Source organism: Nocardioides sp. (assembly GCF_047607185.1).
Classification (GTDB): Bacteria; Actinomycetota; Actinomycetes; order Propionibacteriales; family Nocardioidaceae; genus Nocardioides.
This window is the reverse complement of the sequence record NZ_JASGDQ010000107.1, coordinates 1-15456: the sequence shown is the minus strand read 5'-3', so window position 1 is coordinate 15456 and position 15456 is coordinate 1. Positions and strand designations below refer to the sequence as shown.

The following is a 15456-nucleotide window of genomic DNA, read 5'->3' as shown; positions in this document are numbered from 1 at the left end:
TCTCCACCCACTCACTGGTGGCGGTGAAACTCACCGTCTTGACCGCCTTGCCCGAAGCACACGTCATGTCCTTCTTGCTCGCATACGGCCCATAGAGCGTGGCCGTCGCCGAAGCCGTCTGACCCGCAGCCAGACCCTGAACCTGAACCTGGTCAAAGAGCTGCGAACCAGTCTCAGCCTGCTTCACCGACGACTTCGTCGACACCGTCACCCCACTCAACGTGGCAGCCAACACCTCCGGCCGCACGAACCCGAAGTCCAACGTCAGGTCCGAGGCACCGTCGGTGGTCAGATCCGTCGACTCGGCGGAGCCGTTCGAGGAGTCCGTCGCCCTGTCGCCCTGACCGGCCTTGGTCGGCGTCAGGTCGGCCGGGACCGTGGTCAGGTCGATGGTCACGACGTAGTGGACACCCGGCGGCAGCACCTCGAGGTCGGTGAAGAGGTATTTGCCGTTGCCGTCGGTCGTCGTCGACAGATCGGTCTTCGGGGTGCCGTTGGAGTTGGTCACCGTGGCACCGTCGGTGCGGCTGATGGTCAACGTGACGCCCGGGATCGGCGGCTCGCCGCCGTCCTGGGTGCCGTTCCGGTTCTCGTCGATCCAGACGTAGTCACCGACGGAGACCTTCTTGAACACCACACCGGCGTCCCAGGTCGGGTCGATGCCCTCGGTGGCCTCGAACTCCTGGTCGGTGTAGCTCGTGGTCAACGCGGTGTTGTCCGGGCCGAGCGTGATCAGACCGGTGGTCGCCGTGGAGGACTCGGCCGATTCGACCTCGCCGTCGGAGTCGGCCTCGTCGCCGACGCCCGACTCGTTGGCCGTGGTGAACCGGTAGGTCGCCGCCTGCTCCTCGGTCAGTTCGAACCGGACCTGGTAGGTGCCGGCCGGCAGGTTGTCGAACAGGTAGCGGCCGTTCTCGTCGGTGGTGGTCGTGGCCACCTCGTTGCCGTCACCGTCGAGCAGGGTCACCGTGACCCCGGCCAGCGGCGTCTCGTCGGCGTCCTGCGCACCGTCGGAGTCGGCGTCGATCCACACCAGGTCGCCGACGGCGTAGGTCTCCTTGACGACGCCGGCATCCCAGGTCGGGTCGATGCCCATGGTGGCTTCGAACTCCTGGTCGCCGTACTCGCCGGTGCCGGTGCCGTACGGACGCAGCTTGGCGTTGTCCGGGTTGAGGGAGATCACCTCGGTGATGGCCACGCTCGCGTCCTCCTCGTCCACGACACCGTCGGAGTCCTGCTCGTCGGAGGAGTCCGTCGAGACGTTCGAGCCGGTGTAGTGGTAGATCGCGGCCTGCTCCTCCGTCAGGGTGAACCGCACCTGGTAGTCACCCTCGGGAAGGTTGTCGAACAGGTAGCGGCCGTTGGCGTCGGTAGTGGTCGTGGCGACGACCACGCCGTCACGCAGCAGGTCGACCTGGACACCTTCGAGCACCTCCTCATCGGCGTCCTGGATGCCGTCCTTGTCGGCGTCAACCCAGACGTAGTCACCGATGGCGTAGGTGGCTGCCTCGATGGTCGCCGTGCTCGCGCCGATGGCGTTGACGATCGCGCCCTCGGTCAGGGGGTCGGTGATCTGGACCGCGACATAGGCCGAGAACGAGTTGTCGTCCTCCGTGCTCTGGCTGCGGTCGAGGACCGTGCCGTCCTGCTGCTGGATGGTCACCACCTGGCCGTCGTCAGTGTCGGTCTCGACGGCCTCGAGGTTGCCGCCGATGTCGACCGGGTTGTCGGCGACCGTCGTGCCATCGGCAACGCCGTCTTCCGACACGAAGCCCAGGAAGGTCACTCCGGCGGGCAGGTTGTCGACGACGTCCGAGATGGCGATGCCGTCGTAGCTACCCCACGGGATGAACTGGATCCGGTAGACGTAGGTGTCGTCGACGACATTGCCGTCCTCGTCGATCTGGGCATACAAGTGGTCGGTCCACTCGCCGTTCACGCTGTCCCAGACCCGCTTGCGGACCTCGGCCTCGCTACCGAAGGAGGTGACGTCACGAGCGTCGTCGTCGTAGTAGGCCGGCGTGCTCTCGATCGTCTGCAGCTCGGCGTGGTTGGACAGCTGCAGCGTGGCCGCCTGGTCGGCCGTGCCCACCGGGACGGTCGTCAGCTCGAGATAGGTGATCCACGTCTTGTCGGCACCTGCGTCGGTGACTTTGGCGATGCCACTGGCGCTGAGCGCGATGGTGAGCTGGTCAGCGGTGTCCGCGGTCGTCCCCCAGCTCAGCGTGTAGTCGTCCGCCGTCAGTGCGACACCGTCGTAGCTGCCGGTGACGGTCGGAGTGGAGCCCGCGGGAATGTCGAAGACCGTCGTGTCGATCGTGTCGACGATCTTGTAGGTCCTGGCGTCGATGCCCTTGCCGGCGCCCACCGTGAAGGTGTAGGTGACGTCGCGGGCCCATCCCTTGCCCTGGCCGGCGCTGGCAGGGAGGTCCGCCACGGTGCTGCTCTTGTCGAACGTGCTGGTGTCGTGCCAGCCGTCGGTGTCGTCAGGCATGGTGACCGGCCGGACGTTGTGGCTGACGCTGGTGCCGCCGCCCGAGAGGCGCCAGTTGTAGGTCGCCGTGTTGGGCAGCAGGTAGGCGGTGGCGCCCTCGACCGAGCTGTAGCTCGACGCGGGCGTCTGCGTGCTCAGATCAGCGACCGTGTTGACCTTCACCTTGGCCGACACCGTCGCGTTGGTGGTGCTGTCCTGGCCCAGGTTGACGAAGAGGGTCTGGCCCACGACACACCACGAGCCGGCGTCCTCGGTCTCGAAGGTCGCCTCCGTGGTGCTCTCGTCACAGGTCACCTCGGTCAACGTCGGGATGGTGCCGGAGCCGGTGATCGTCAGGAAGTCGTCGGCGTCGGTGTTCCAGCTCGCGGCCGCGTTGAGGGTGTCGACCAGCACGACATTGCGCTGCAGCGTGTAGTCGTCGCCGTTGCCGGTCCACAGGCTCAGGTTGGCCTTGAAGGAGTAGGTCAGGTCGGCGGCGGGGTCCAGGGTGCCGTCCTCGGCGGGGATGCCGACCACCTGGTTGTTCTTGCCGTCGCTGGTCACCCAGTCCGAGGTCTTGCTGAACGCGTTGCCCGGGACGGGGCCCCTGGTGAGGTAGACGCCGACGTGGGCGTTCTTCTGCACCGCGGCGTCCTCAGGCCCGAAGGTGGCGGTATTGGTCAGGTAGTAGGTGGTGGTGCCGCCCTGGGCGGAGATGGTGTCGTGGGCGGCCTGGAGGAGTGCCTCCAGAGCGTCCTTGTCGGTCACCTTCACCTGGTAGGTGATCACGTAGATCGACGGCCCGGTGAGCTCCGCGACGGTGCCGCTGAAGGAGTTGTCGGTGATGGTCGGGTCGAAGTCCGGACCCGTGGTGGTCGACTGGTTCCAGTAGGTGCCGTCGATCTCTTCCCAGGTGGTCAGCGTGGTGGCGAACGAGCCGGCGACGTACTCGAGCCCGTCGGGCAGCTGGTCCGAGATGGGGTAGTCGGTGCGCGTCGTGCCCGCCGGGGTGTTCACCGTCAGGGTGTAGGTCAGGACCTGGTCGAGCACGCTGTCGAGGAGGACGACGTTGCCGTCGCTGTCGTAGCTGACGTAGTTGTTCAGGTTGGGCGGGCTGACGGCCTTGTTCATCGAGTCGGTGACGTTGGCCTGGGTGTCGCCCGAGTTCTTGATGATGACGTCCTGGACGACCAGCTCTTCGTCAACCTCGGCGATGATCTGGCTGGCCTGGGTCGAGTCGACCTCCGGGATCGTGAACTCGATGTCGAAGACACCCTGGTTGACAGTGGTCGGGAACGGGTCCTTGAAGGTGATGATCAGCTCGGTGCCGTTCTGGACCACCGACTCGATCGCGTCGTTCGGCAACGGCAAGTCGCCCAGGTCGGCGGTGGTGCCCAGGTCGATGGTGAGGACGTAGCCGTCGGGCACCTCGTTGTTGTACTGGATCCGGAGGCTGTAGGTGTCGCCCTCCTCCACGACCGGCGGGTCTCCGCTGGGCAGGCCCACGAAGGTCGCGCTGACGATGCCGGTCGGCAGGTCCGCACTCGCGGGCGCGACGGTCCCGGCCACCACGCCGAGGCCGACCAGCAGCGCGACCAGCGCCGCGATCGGCCGGCGCCAGAAGCGGCCGGTGGCTGGCTGGCCAGCCTTGCTGAACATGCGGAACGTCCGCACTCCTGCTCGCCGCGACGAGCGGCGTGGGCGTGACGGTTGACTCACTACTTCCCCCTGGGTTCGGTGCTTCTTTCAACTCCGCGCCGAGGGGGCGGCACCCACGACGACGGCGGCACCCCATGTGCCGCGTCATCTGGTGTGCCGAACTACCCCCCGACATCGGAACTGCTTCCGACGCCACGGCCGGCCTCTCCGGGCGCGGACGACGTGTCCGGGTCATTGAAGGACAGACTTTTCACAGCCGCCACCTAGCAACGGGTGGCCATAGAGATGGTACATCGTTTCACAGCGAGTTGCCAGAAAACAGGAGATCCACAACGACGTGTGACGATTGAGTGATCACAGCCGGTGTTGAGACATATGCCGCCCACATTTCCGCAACGGAAACTCATCGATATCCATCGTCTGGTAACGGTCGTCGATGGCGATGCCGGTCAGGAATCACCCCGGATATCACCCCGCGAGAAGGTTTCAATCCTCGTCGCGTCGAGCGAGCAGTTGCGCGAGTCGTCGCTTCGGCACATTGCCGAAATGCTGGCGCACCTTCAGGAGGTGATGGCGCACCGTCGAGACGGCGATGGTGAGCTCGTCGGCGATCTCCTGGGCCGTCAGGCCGCGAGCCGCCAGCCGGGCAACCTCGCGCTGACGGCCGGTCAGGCCGGCATTGGTGGCGAAGCGCTGGCTCTGCGGGATGCGGGGCACGCTGGCATCGCGTCGCAGCGTCCGGTCGCGCAGCACCATGGCCAGGGACCGCTCGGCGCCGATCTGCTCGAACAAGGCGATCGCCCGACGCCGCAGCTGGTTGCCGACCGCGATCGTGGGCGCCAGTCTGGCGGCGGCGTAGAGCGCCTGCCCGCCCAGCCTCGGCTCGTCGAGCTGGAGCAGCTGCTCGGCCGCGGCGAAGACCTGAGCGTAGTTGCCGGACAGGATCCCCGCGGCGACATCGTGGACCGCCTGCGCACGCACATGTGGCGGCCACACGGCGGTGAGCGCCGGGAAGAGGTCACGAATGCGCCGGGCGTCGCCGGCGATCGCCACCAGGACGAGCTCCTCCCAGCCGAACCGGGACCCCGTCGCCGGGATCGCCTCGATCACCGGCCACAGGTCGCGCAGCGGGTCCGGCTCCCCGTCGACCTGTCGCATCCGCGCCTGGAGCGCGATCGCGGCCCAGAGCTCGTCGCCGGTGGCACCCGCAACCGCGCGATCGGCGTAGGAGATGTCGGGATGACCGGCGGCCTCGAGCTCGTAGGCGCCTGTCACCAGCAGTGCCATCACGCTGTCGGGGTTGACGGCAAGCTGCTCGGCGGCGGCCGCCCGTGCTTCCGGGGTGCGGCCGGATCGCCAGTAGACCACGGCCAGCGCCTCGGCGTAGCGGCCGCGCCAGATCGGCCCGTGCGCAAGCGTGAGGCCGTCGCGAAGCACCTGCTCGGCGAGGGCCAGCTCGCCCGAGCCACCCAGCTGCAGCCCGTAGTGCCACTGGTTGGTGATGATCAGGTCGAGCGTGGGCAGGTCGATATTGTCGACCAGCTGCTCGGAGGAGACTCGCCAGTGCTCGGTGGCCGAGGTGTCGCCGTAGAAGGTCTCGTAGCGGGCCAGCTGGCCGGCACACCAGGAGACCGCCCACGGCTCCGCGACCTCCTCGGCCAGCCGGAGCGCGCGGCGCGCCATCCGACCACGGTGCTCCACGCCGAGTGGACCGGGACCCGACCGGGCCAGCGCGGCGAGCGTGACGGCTCGGCCGCGGTCGTCAGCGGCGATGACGAACTCCTCGAGCGCTCGGTTGAGCATCCCGATGTGCTCCTCGCCGGAAGTCATCCGGCCGCGATGGAACAGCAGTGCGCCCCGGGCCGGCGCGGTCTCGACGCGGGCGAGCAGCCTGTCGATCAGATCCAGCAACGGGCGGCCCGCCCAGCTTCCCAGGACGGCGGCGAGCTCGGCGAGGGCGACCAGGTCGACATCGGTGCTGGGCCCCTCGGCCAGCAGCTCCAGCTGCTCCAGGGCGGCCGCGAGGTCACCGCGCACCGCGGTGGTCGCGATCTTGTCCAGCGCGTCGGCGAACCCGGGCGCGACCTGGCGGGCCAGCCCCGGCCTGACGCCCACCCGATCGAGCCGCTCAGCCATGGCGACCCGCCCGACGGCATCGGTCCGGAATTCGCGGACCAAGGGGTCCGGGCACCACCAAGCAAGACATGAAATCCCCCAACTTCACCAAGGCGCTAACACGCCCTCCCCGGGCTCGACGCGACGACACCGGCGCTCGTCGACTTCGACCTGTCCCGGTGCGGCCAATTTCCGCCTCCCCGTGATGGGAGAAGAGAGTTTGAAATGGGACTACCGGGGCACCTCGAAGCCGACGAGATCGCCGACATCGGCAGACTACCGAGATTTCCGGTACGCAGTCCAAGGGTTGTCCGACGGCCTCGGCGCCTTCACCCCGGATTTCACCCCATTCTCGGTCAGGACCGAGCTGCCCACCAATCCCGGAGACGCGTCTCGGCGTCCTCCGGGCTCATCGGGCCCTCGTCGATGCGCAGGTCGAGCAGGAACGTGTAGGCCTCGCCGACCGCGCGGCCGGGCTGGAGTCCGAGGATCGCCATGATCTGGTTGCCGTCCAGGGCCGGGCGCATCGAAGCGAGCTCCTCCTCGGCCGCCAGCTTCGCGATCCGGGCCTCCAGGGCGTCGTAGGTCCGCGCGAGTCGCTCGGCCTTGCGCCGGTTGCGGGTGGTGCAGTCGGCCCTGGTAAGGACGTGCAGCCGCGCCAGCTGGTCGCCGGCATCGCGGACGTAGCGGCGTACCGCCGAGTCGGTCCACTCGCCGCTGCCGTAGCCGTGGAAGCGCAGGTGCTGCTCGACGAGCTGGGTGACCGCGTCGGTCTCCGCGTTGGAGAACTTCAGTGCCTGCATCCGCTTGCGGGTGATCTTGGCGCCGACCACGTCGTGGTGGTGGAAGGTGACGGTGCCGTCGTCGAGGAAGCGGCGGGTCCTCGGCTTGCCGACGTCGTGCATCAACGCCGCGAACCGCGAGACGAAGTCGGGGCCGCCGTCCGGCAGCCGGTCCTCGAGAGCGATGGCCTGGTCCAGCACGGTCAGGGTGTGCTCGTAGACGTCCTTGTGGCGGTGGTGCTCGTCGCGCTCGAGCCGGAGCGAGGGCAGCTCGGGCAGCACCCGGTCGGCCAGCCCGGTGTCGACCAGCAGGGTGAGGCCGAGCCGGGGGTAGGGGGCGCAGAGGAGCTTGACCAGCTCGTCGCGGACCCGCTCCGCGCTGATGATCGAGATGCGGTCGGCCATCTCGGTCATCGCCTGCCGGACCTCGGGGGCGACGGCGAAGCCGAGCTGGGCCGCGAACCGGGCGGCTCGCATCATCCGCAGCGGGTCGTCGGAGAAGCTCGCCTCCGGGGTGCCGGGGGTGCGCAGCGTCCTGGTCGCGAGATCGACCACGCCGCCGTACAGGTCGACGACCTCTCTGCCCGGGAGCCGGACCGCCATCGCGTTGACGGTGAAGTCGCGACGGCCCAGGTCGCCGGCGAGGCTGTCGCCGAAGTCCACGTCGGGCTTGCGGGAGGACGGGTCGTAGTGCTCGCTGCGGTAGGTGGTCACCTCGACCTGCCAGGGACCCTTGCGGCAGCCGATGGTGCCGAAGTCACGGCCCATGTCCCAGGTGGCGTCTCCCCACTTCTTGAGGATCATCTCGGTGTCGTCGGGCCGCGCGGAGGTGGTGAAGTCGAGGTCGTCGTGCTGCCGGCCCAGCATGGCGTCGCGGACCGGACCGCCCACCAGTGCCAGCTCGAAGCCCTCGGCCGCGAAGATCGCACCGAGCTCGTCGATGACCGGCCCGATCCTGTCGAGCTCCGTGGTCACCGACCGCTGCACGTCGGCGACGGTCAGGGAGGGGAGCTGAGTCTCGGACACGGGGGATGAGTCTAAGCCGTCGCCGAGAGGTCCCTGATGGCCCCTCGAGAGGTCCCTATCTGCCCCTCCAAGGGTCCCGTGTTGCCTGTCGTCCACGCCGTCGGGGCCATCTGGGACTCCTCGAGGGGCAGATAGGGACCTTTCGGCGGGTGGGGCCGGGGTTGGTACGACGGTCGATATCCTCGACCCCATGCCTCATGCCCGGTCGTCCGCAATCGTGGCGGCGATCCTGGGGCTGTTGGCGGTGCTGCTGGCTCCCATCACCCCCGCCTCCGCCGAGGTCGTCAAGACGGAATCGCCGCTGGTGGTCACTATCGACACGCTGACACCCGGGTCGATTCCCCGCCACGGACCGGTCCGGGTCACCGGCACCGTCACCAACACCGACGACACCGTCTGGTCGGACGTAATCGTCTATCCCTTCATCTCCAGCTCGCCGATGACGACACTGGCCGAGCTGGCCGGCTCCGCATCGGTACCGGAGACCACCGAGCTCGGCAGCCGCATCCTCACCTCGGCCAGCGCCTACACCGCCGTGGGCGACCTCACTCCCGGTCAGACGGTGACCTATGCGCTGACCATCCCCCGCAAGGCGCTCCTGAAGGACGTGGCCAAGCCGGTGGCCCAAGGGGTCTACTGGTTCGGCACCCACGCGCTCGGCTCCGGACCGGCCGGCTACGACAAGATCGCCGACGGCCGGGCCCGTACCTTCCTGCCGTTCGTCAAGGCGTCGACGACGCCGGTGCGCGCCGCGCTGATCGTGCCGCTGCGGGCGCAGGTGGTGCGTACCTCCGACGGCTCCGTCGCCGAACTCGACCGCTGGGTCAGGCTGCTCGGCGACGACGGCCGGCTCGAGCGGCTGATCGAGGCCGGCGAGGCCACCCCGTTCGGGCACCGGCTCACCTGGCTGGTGGACCCGGCAGTCCTCGACGCCGTCCAGCAGCTCGCCAACGGCAACCCGCCACGCTCGATCGGGTCGACCGTCGTCCAGGACGACACCTCGCCGAGCCCCTCGCCCTCCGCCGAGCCCTCGCCCAGCCAGACCCCCACCCCCTCTGCCGAACAGGCGGAAGTCACCTCGCTCGCGACCGCCTGGCTGACTCGCGCCCTCGCGCTGCTGCGCTCCTCCGACGTGCTGGGACTCCCCTACGGCGACCTCGACCTCACCGCGACGGCACACCACGGCCGGTCGCTCTACGAACCGGCCCACGAGCGCAGTGTCGCGGCGCTGCAGAGGCTGGGCATCCCGGCGACACAGGTCGATGCCCCGGCCAGTGGCCTCATCGACGCGGTCTCGCTGTCCTTGCCCGCCGAGAACACCCCGGTGCTGGTCTCCGACCGGGCTCTTCCCGAGACCCCCGACGGCCCCGGCCCGGTGGTCGCCGACGCCGACGGCGCCCAGCTGGTCGTCTCCTCGGCCGCCGCCCTCGACGGCGGTCCCGGACCCGGCGACCGGCAGGCCGTCGTACCACTGCGGCAACGGCTGCTGGCCGAGGCCGCGGTGCGCGCCCTCGACCCCGACCACCCCCCGCTCCTGGTGAAGCTGGGTGCGGCCTGGTCACCGACCGATCCACGGGAGTTCACCTCGGGGCTGCGAGCGCCCTGGCTCGATCTGACCGGACTGGCCTCCGTCACCGCCGGACAGGACGGACCGACGGTGTCCCGCAGCGCGCTGAGCTACACCGGCGAGGACGACGAGCTGCCCGCCTCGCGCTTCGACTCCGCGAGCCGCCTGATCGAGAGCGGCCAGACCCTGCAGCGGGTGCTGACCGACAACGACCAGATCGCCGGGGAGCTCACCGACGAGGCACTGACCGGCATCTCCTTCCTGGCCCGCGGCGACGTGACCGATCCAGCGGCGGCCGCCGAGCGCTGGGTCTCCGAAAAGCTGTCCCAGGTGCAGATCCAAGGTCCGGCCGCGGTGACGCTGTCGAGCGACAACGGCCACTTCTGGGCGACGATCGAGAACGAGCTCGACCAGCCCGTCACCATCGCGCTGTCGGCGACCTCCGACTCCAGCATCACCATCTCCCCCACAGACCCGTTGGAGCTCGCGCCGGGCGATCGGTCCACCCTGCTGCTCAAGGCCACCGCCAGCCAGGGCGGCGTCCACAACGTCACGCTGCGAGTCACCGACACCGACGGCACGCCACTGGGCGCCGCCGTGGTCGTGCCGATCCGCGCCGCGCGAGTCAGCGGCATCATCTGGCTCTTCATCGCGGTCGGCGCCGGGCTGCTGTTCGGTGCCATCGGGGTGCGGCTGTTCCGTCGGATCAGGGCCTCATGACCGAGCGATCCGAGCAGCGGAGCGTGCTGCGCAACAGCGCCGTCATGGCAGCCGGTACGACGTTCTCCCGGCTCTCCGGCTTCCTGCGCGGTGCGCTGCTGGCGGCGGCACTCGGCAATGCGCTCCATGCCGACGTGTTCAATATCGCCAACACCATCCCCAACATGCTCTACATCCTGCTGGCCGGTGGCGTCATCAACGCGGTCCTGGTGCCGCAGCTGGTGCGGTCGCTGAAGGACGACGAGGACGGCGGCGCGGCGTACACGGCGCGGGTCATCACGCTGGCCGGCACCTTCCTGCTGGTGGTGACCGTCGCGCTGATCGTGGCCGCGCCGTGGGTGATGCGGATCTTCTTCGACGACGACTTTCCGCCGGAGGGCTTCGACGCCGCGGTGAGGTTCGCGCGCTACTGCCTGCCGCAGGTCTTCTTCTACGGCATGTTCGTGCTGGTCGGGCAGATCCTCAACGCCCGCGGCCGGTTCGGGCCGATGATGTGGGCGCCGATCACCAACAACGTGGTCTCGGTCGCGGTGCTGATCCTCTACCTGGTCGTCTTCGGTGCCGACGACCCGCACTCGCCGACGTACTCCTCGAGCCGCGAGCTGCTGCTGGGCCTGGGCTCGACGCTCGGCATCGTGGTGCAACTGCTGGTGCTGATCCCCTACCTGCGGGCCGCCGGTGTCTCGCTGCGGCCGCGTTGGGACCTGCGTGACTCCGGGCTGTCCCACACCCTCAAGCTCGGCGTCTGGACGGTGCTCTTCGTCGTCGTCAACCAGATCGCGTACTTCGTCGTGGTGCGGCTCGCCTCGGCCGGCACCGTCGGGCGCGGGGCCCATGACACCGGCTACACGGTCTACTCCCAGGGCTTCATCCTGATCATGGTGCCGCACTCGATCATCACCGTCTCGCTGGCGACCGCGATCCTGCCGCGGCTCTCCGCGGCGGCCCACGACGGCGACTGGCGGGCGATGGCGCGGACCTGGGCCCCCAACTTCCGAACCGCGCTGGCGGTGGTGATCCCGTTCGCCGCGCTGCTGCCGCTGGTCGCCGCCCGGATCGCCCAGGTGATGTTCGGCTGGGGCGCCGCCAAGGGCACGGTCGGCAACTACGTCGACACCTTCATCCTGTTCGGCCCCGGCCTGGTCTTCTTCACCGCCCACTACCTGGTGCTGCGCTGCTTCTACGCCCGCGAGGAGAACCGCACCGCCTTCTTCGTCCAGTGCGCGGTGGCCGCGGTCAATGTCGTCGCCGCGGTGGCTCTGGTCGGCCGGGCCGACGACCCGGCCGAGACCGCGCCCATGCTCACCATCGCCTACACCCTCTCCTATGCCGTCGGCGCGCTGATCTCCTACACCGTGCTGTCGGGAAGACTGGGTGGCCTGAAGTCCCGTACGCTGATTCGCTTCCTGGCTCGGCTGGTGATCGCGGTGGTCGTCGCTACGGCCGTTGCGGCGGTGGTGCTGGTGGCCTGCGACCGCGTGGTCGACTCCCGCGGCCCGCTGGCCTCGCTGGTCACCGGCCTGCTGATCGGCGGGGTGGATCTCGTCGTTCTGCTGGGCATGGCCCGGCTGATGCGGATCACCGAGATCACCGACGTGGTCGAGACCATCGTCGGCCGCCTGCGCCATAGCACCTCAGGGAATCGCTGATCAGTCGCGCAGCAGGCGGGATTGATCAGCGATTCCCTAGCATGGCCCTGTTCGTGGGTGAGAGGGGGCGAGCATGACGCGGCACCGGCCCGGTGACATGCTCGCCGGGCGCTACCGGCTCGACGATCTGATGAGTGAGACCGGGCAGGGCCGGTTCTGGCGGGGCTACGACACCGTGCTGGCCCGCCCCGTGGCCATCCACGTGCTCGACTCCGGCGACGAGCGCGCCCCGCTGTTGCTGGCCGCGGCCAGGGCCGCCGCGCAGATCGTGGAGACCCGGCTGCTGAAGATCCTCGACGTGGCCAACGACCCCGACATCACCTACGTCGTCAACGAGTGGGGCCAGGGCACCTCGCTGGACCATCTGGTGGCCGCCGAGGGGCCGCTGCCGCCGCGGCGGGCCGCGTGGATCGCCGACGAGGTGGCCCAGGCGCTCGTGGTGGCCCACGAGCGGGGCGTCTGCCACGGCCGGCTCAACCCCGAGAACGTCCTGATCGACACCGCTGGGGCGGTGCGGATCATCGGCTTCGCGGTGGAGGCAGCGCTCTACGGGCTCGGTCCCGACCGGATCGCCGTCGACGTCACCGATCTGGTCGGCATCCTCCACTTCGGGCTCTCCGGCAAGTGGGCCGGCCTCTCCGAGTCGGCCACGCCGCCGGCGCCGCGCGAGCACGACCGGTTGCTTCGACCGCGCCAGATCCGGGCCGGCGTACCGCGGGTGTTGGACGACCTCTGCGACGAGGTGCTGAACCGGCCGCACGGCCGACATGCCGGTCCCAACACCGCCCGGGAGATCCACGACCGGCTTGCCGGCTATGTCGGCGACCCGAGCGGCCTCGCCGGCGAGCTGGCCTCGGAGAAGCAGGCGACCGCGGCGATCGGCGAGGTCGCTCAAGCCAAGCCGCAGCTGGCCGACACCCAGGCCGGCACGCCGATCTTCGAGGACTCCGGCGAGGTGCGGTGGTTCAGCCCGCGCAAGACCAAGCCCGCACCCGCGCCCCCGCCCGAGCCGATCCCGGAGCGGCCGCTGTTCGCCGACGCGCCCCGCCGGGCCAGGGTCCCCGAGGTGGTCTCGCCGTTCGAGACGCCGGCGGGGGTGGAGGAGGACGAGGCCGGCCATCACTGGCTGCGCGTCGCCATCGTCGCCGCCACCCTGGTGGCCTTGGTCGCCATCGGTCTCACCGTGTGGCAGCTGTTGACCGACTCTGACGACACCGCGGGCGCCGACTCGGGCGGCTCGACCTCCGCGACTACCAGCCAGACCGCCGAGCCGACCGGGATCGAGGGCATCACCGGCCTGGACTTCGACCCGGACGGCGACCCGCCGACGGAGAGCCGTGACATCGCCGGCGACGCGGTCGACGGCGATGTCACGACGTCGTGGCGCACCTCGAGCTACAACCAGCAGTTCGGGCCGCCGGCCAACTACAAGGCGGGGGTCGGCTACCTGGTCGACCTGGGAGCGTCGTACGCCGTCGACAGCGTCGACCTCACCTTCGCCAAGGCGGGCACCACGGTTCAGTTCTATGTGCTCTCCGACCCGCCCACCGAGGCACCGGCCACCGCCGGGCTTACCCCGGCCAACGAGGCGACGGTCGGCACCCACGACACCGTGTCGGTCTCCGGCACCGGTCGCTACCTGCTGCTCTGGTTCACCGCACTGCCAACGACCGACGACGGCCGGTTCCGCACCCAGCTGGCCGAGGTCAGCGTCACCGGGACGCCGGCGTGAGCGAGCTCGCAAGCGAACCATCAGCAACACGCCGACCACGAGCGCAGCGAGGGGGTGAGGGGTGAGCGAGCTCGGCGACCCAACGAGCGCAGCGGGGGGAGTGACGCCTTCGGACCAGGAACTGCTGGCCGCCCATGTCACCGGCGACCGGGACGCGTTCGGGGAGCTCTTCGCCCGGCATCGCGACCGGCTCTGGGCGGTCGCGCTGCGGACCATGGGCAACCCGGAGGACGCGGCGGATGGACTGCAGGACGGCATGATCGCCGCCTTCCGTCGGGCGTCGTCGTACCGCGGCGAGGCGGCGGTCACGACCTGGCTGCACCGGGTGGTCGTCAACGCCTGCCTCGACCGGCTCCGCTCCGAGGGGGTACGCCGTGCCGCCAGCCTGCCTGACGGCTTCGACGTCCCGTCGAGCGAGGATCCGGCTCTGGACGCGGAGCGGAGCGAGCGACGGCGGGAGGTGCTGGCGGCGCTCGGCTCGCTGCCCGCCGACCAGCGGGCCGCGCTGGTGCTGGTCGACATGGAGGGCCACCCGGTGGCGGACGCCGCCGAGATGCTGAGCGTCCCGGTGGGCACCGTGAAGTCGCGCTGCTCCCGGGGCCGGGCCAGGCTGGCGGTGCTGCTCCGGGCCGCCGGCGTCCTGCCGGTGGCCGAGGGTGACCCACCCAACGGGAACCACCCCGAGCCGCCGGCCGTCCCACCCACGGGCTCACGATCCGCTCGCGCCCCGCCGAGAGGTCCCTGATGGCCCCTCGAAGAGTCACTGATTGCCCCTCGAGACGTCCCGTCTTGACGCTGTTGGTGGCCGAGGTTGGGTTCATCTGGGACTTCTCGAGGGGCCAATGGAGACCTTTCGGCCCGCAAACAGAGACCGTTCGAGGGGCAATCAGAGACCTCTCGACAGTCAAGAAGGGACCTTTCGGCAGATGGAGGATGAGGAGGCGGTACGCCGGCTCCTGGCCGAGGCACGCCATGACCAGCCGGTTCCGGCCGAGGTCGTGGCGCGACTCGACCGCGCCCTGGCGGTCGAGCAGGCCGACTCGGAGCCCGCGCGGGCCGTCGACCTCGCCAGCCGCCGCCGGCGGCGCTGGGGCGCCGGACTGGTCGCGGCGGCGGCCGTGGTCGTGGCCGCCGTGGTCGGGCCGCAGCTCGGACAGCACCGATCCGGCGAGGACTCGGCATCGAGCGCCACGTCGCTCGCGGACGGGTCGGCGGAGGGTGACGACGGGTCGAGCGCGGGGTCGAGCGCAGGATCTGCTGCCGACGGCGCAGCCGGTGGCGCGACGGGGAAGCGGGAGACACCACAGGCGACGGAAGCTGACAGGCTGCAGGCGGCGTACGCCCTGCGCGGCGCGGTGGCGATCAGCTCCGGTTCCTTCGACGACGACGTCGCCGGCCTGCGCGACCGGCCGTCCCCCTCGAGGCAGAGCCAGGCGGTCTTCGACTGTGCGGCCGCCGACTGGGGCGATGGAGAGCTGGTGCCGGTGATCTACGACGGAGCCCCGGCGGTGCTGGTCTTCCGCCCCGACCAGACCACGGCCGAGCTGCTCCAGTGCGGCACCGGCGAGGTGCTCAGGTCCACGACCCTGCCGCGGGAATGAGCCTCACCTAGTAGGGTGTCGCTCCTAAAGCACCGGGTATAGGTGTCGGAGTTTGATGCGGGCGTCGGCGGTGGTGAATCTCCAGTCGACTTGGCGTTGGTCGGCGTTGGTGGCGCTGGCCCAGGCGGCGAG

The 15456-nt window shown here is 69.8% G+C and carries 8 protein-coding genes; 5 read left to right on the top strand and 3 right to left on the bottom strand.

Features of this window, described 5'->3' with window-relative positions; all coding sequences use genetic code 11:
• The 3 genes from QM595_RS12165 to QM595_RS12155 all read right to left on the bottom strand — a co-directional run.
• Positions 1-4132 (bottom strand): SdrD B-like domain-containing protein (locus QM595_RS12165; protein WP_415171821.1); only part of this gene is annotated, 4132 nt, incomplete at its 3' end.
• A 486-nt stretch (positions 4133-4618) separates the two neighbouring features.
• Complete coding sequence (locus QM595_RS12160; protein ID WP_415171820.1) at positions 4619-6268, bottom strand: helix-turn-helix transcriptional regulator; 1650 nt, start codon at positions 6266-6268, stop codon at positions 4619-4621.
• Positions 6269-6603: 335 nt separating this feature from the next.
• Complete coding sequence (locus QM595_RS12155; protein ID WP_415171819.1) at positions 6604-8055, bottom strand: CCA tRNA nucleotidyltransferase; 1452 nt, start codon at positions 8053-8055, stop codon at positions 6604-6606.
• A gap of 190 nt (positions 8056-8245) precedes the next feature.
• On the opposite strand from QM595_RS12155, the gene QM595_RS12150 reads away from it, so the two are divergent.
• The 5 genes from QM595_RS12150 to QM595_RS12130 all read left to right on the top strand — a co-directional run bounded on the left by QM595_RS12150 (position 8246) and on the right by QM595_RS12130 (position 15324).
• A complete protein-coding gene (locus QM595_RS12150; RefSeq protein ID WP_415171818.1) occupies positions 8246-10342 on the top strand; it encodes a DUF6049 family protein in 2097 nt (698 codons plus the stop codon).
• Positions 10339-11991, top strand: coding sequence for a murein biosynthesis integral membrane protein MurJ (murJ, locus tag QM595_RS12145; protein ID WP_415171817.1), 1653 nt, complete (start codon positions 10339-10341; stop codon positions 11989-11991). The genes QM595_RS12150 and murJ overlap by 4 nt, the downstream gene beginning before the upstream one ends.
• Positions 11992-12064: 73 nt before the next feature.
• Positions 12065-13723 (top strand): protein kinase domain-containing protein, encoded by a 1659-nt coding sequence (locus QM595_RS12140; RefSeq protein WP_415171816.1) that lies wholly within the window; start codon positions 12065-12067, stop codon positions 13721-13723.
• Between the two features lie 61 nt (positions 13724-13784).
• Complete coding sequence (gene sigM, locus QM595_RS12135) at positions 13785-14468, top strand: RNA polymerase sigma factor SigM (protein ID WP_415171815.1); 684 nt, start codon at positions 13785-13787, stop codon at positions 14466-14468.
• 181 nt (positions 14469-14649) lie between these two features.
• On the top strand, positions 14650-15324 hold the full coding sequence (locus QM595_RS12130) for a hypothetical protein (RefSeq protein WP_415171814.1): 675 nt from the start codon (positions 14650-14652) through the stop codon (positions 15322-15324).
• Positions 15325-15456: the final 132 nt, after the last annotated feature.

Bases quoted from the DNA above. Each gene is read 5' to 3' on its own strand.
- QM595_RS12140 (WP_415171816.1), top strand. From the start codon at position 12,065: ATGACGCGGCACCGGCCCGGTGACATGCTCGCCGGGCGCTACCGGCTC.
- QM595_RS12150 (WP_415171818.1), top strand. From the start codon at position 8,246: ATGCCTCATGCCCGGTCGTCCGCAATCGTGGCGGCGATCCTGGGGCTG.
- murJ (WP_415171817.1), top strand. From the start codon at position 10,339: ATGACCGAGCGATCCGAGCAGCGGAGCGTGCTGCGCAACAGCGCCGTC.
- QM595_RS12160 (WP_415171820.1), bottom strand. From the start codon at position 6,268: ATGGCTGAGCGGCTCGATCGGGTGGGCGTCAGGCCGGGGCTGGCCCGC.
- QM595_RS12130 (WP_415171814.1), top strand. From the start codon at position 14,650: ATGGAGGATGAGGAGGCGGTACGCCGGCTCCTGGCCGAGGCACGCCAT.